This is a genomic window from Paracidovorax citrulli (genome assembly GCF_900100305.1).
GTDB lineage: Bacteria > Pseudomonadota > Gammaproteobacteria > Burkholderiales > Burkholderiaceae_C > Paracidovorax > Paracidovorax citrulli.
This window is the reverse complement of record NZ_FNEY01000068.1, coordinates 1-1,603: the sequence shown is the minus strand read 5'-3', so window position 1 is coordinate 1,603 and position 1,603 is coordinate 1. Positions and strand designations below refer to the sequence as shown.

2 protein-coding genes are annotated in these 1,603 nt (G+C 55.9%); both read left to right on the top strand.

Annotated features, from left to right (window positions below):
- Nucleotides 1-232 precede the first annotated feature (232 nt).
- Nucleotides 233-1,126 carry a DUF6402 family protein gene (locus BLR99_RS22150; protein WP_041827250.1) on the top strand — a complete coding sequence of 298 codons (894 nt, stop codon included), beginning with the start codon at nucleotides 233-235 and terminating at the stop codon, nucleotides 1,124-1,126.
- A 15-nt stretch (nucleotides 1,127-1,141) separates the two neighbouring features.
- Complete coding sequence (locus BLR99_RS22145) at nucleotides 1,142-1,525, top strand: hypothetical protein (protein WP_011794257.1); 384 nt, start codon at nucleotides 1,142-1,144, stop codon at nucleotides 1,523-1,525.
- Nucleotides 1,526-1,603: the final 78 nt, after the last annotated feature.

Here is a 1,603-nt window from a genome sequence, read left to right as displayed (position 1 = left end):
TGCTTGATGCCCTCGACCTTGGACGTGACCTGCCGGTAGAGCGTGTTCTGCTGGTAGAGCGCGTTCAGGATGTGCACGGCGCCCTGCAGCGCATCAATGCGTGGCTACCCCACGATCTATCTTTGGATTGCAACTGGTAACTTTCCACTGAGCGGCCATTGCTCTACCGTTGCTGTTCATCTCTATCATTCGCGCCTGTTGGTTGAATAGTCATTCGAACGGGAGGGTGGACATGAATGGCATAGTGAAGGTGCCCCAAGAGGCGCTACGCGCTGCATTGGCGCGAAAACTTGCACCGAAGCACGCGACGCGGCTTTTTCAGTTGCGTGATATTCCGGGTGTGATGCGTTCGCGACTGGGCTGGCCGGTGGCCAGTGCGTTGATGGAGCGGTGGTTCAATGGAGCGCCGTTCCGGATGCCCCGAGAAATGAAGTTCAGCGAGCCGCCGTACCGGTTGAGCCAACTGCCTTCGGCCTATCTTGATGACACCACCGTCACCATGCAGTGGGCGCTCGGTTTCGCCCGGGTGCAGTCCGCTATGGCCCGATTGCAGGCGAATTGGGCCAGTCCGGCCGCAATCACATTGTTGAAGCAACGTGTCGTCAGGCAATCTCCTGGGAGAATTCAAGAATGCTGGCGCTTCGGGGATCTATCGAAGCCGGCTCGAATCCTGGATGAAACCTGTCAGGTGAACTACGCTGTCTTTGGTCGTTGGAGCGATCCGTTGGACGACTTTTATGGCGCGATGGGCGAAGCGCAGATCAAGCTGGCTGTTTCTGGCATGGTCATCGCGCGAGGCCCCGTCCATGCCAGAATTGAAATAGACGAGTTGGGATTTTATTTGAGAGATTCCTACGACTTCAACGACGGCAATTCTTTTATTTCGCAGCCGCTGGGATGCTGGGGATTTGATGGGATGCAGTGCGGTGTCCGGACAAACCTGGATGTGCCTATTTCAGAGACCGTGGTGGATGAGGAGCCTTCGGTCGTGCAAGGCTACAAATATATTGTGCAGAACTCGGATTTCCGTCGATGGAGCGAAAGGAATCAAAGGGGCGGCGACTTCATGGTGTTATCCAATGTGCACAGGGTGCGACTGCCATTTCCTGTGCAACTGGAGTGGTGAATTGATGGTTGAATTATGAATGGAAAAAGATTGGTGAAATGGGCCGTCGCTGCAGTGTTGTCTGCGATAGTGCTCGGATATTCCGCCATCCCAAGGTACGATCGCAGCCACTACAGCCCACGGCATGTTTACCGGCTCGATTACTACGAAGCCTCATGGCTGCAGCGGCTCATGCACTGGAATATGAAATATCCCCATGTGATCCGCTTGTACCGAATCGAACCAGAAACCTTGTTGGGCGAGAGCGGTGTTGTGGACCTCTGGTTGAATGGGGATATCAATTGGTGGTTCGACCCCCCGCTCAATGTCGTGCGCATCGGGCAAGACGTGGTCTTCGAGAACATTCCTCCAGAGTGCGTCGATTGTCCGAGACTGCCAGACTCCGTTCTCATGCCCTAACCGGCAGGCGGTCGTCCCCCCTCAACCCAGCAGATCGTGCAGCGCCCGCGCAATCACCTTGGTGGCGCGGCGCAGGTC

Excerpts from the sequence above, each read along its gene's own strand:
- BLR99_RS22150 (WP_041827250.1), top strand. The coding sequence starts at position 233 with ATGAATGGCATAGTGAAGGTGCCCCAAGAGGCGCTACGCGCTGCATTG.
- BLR99_RS22145 (WP_011794257.1), top strand. The coding sequence starts at position 1,142 with ATGAATGGAAAAAGATTGGTGAAATGGGCCGTCGCTGCAGTGTTGTCT.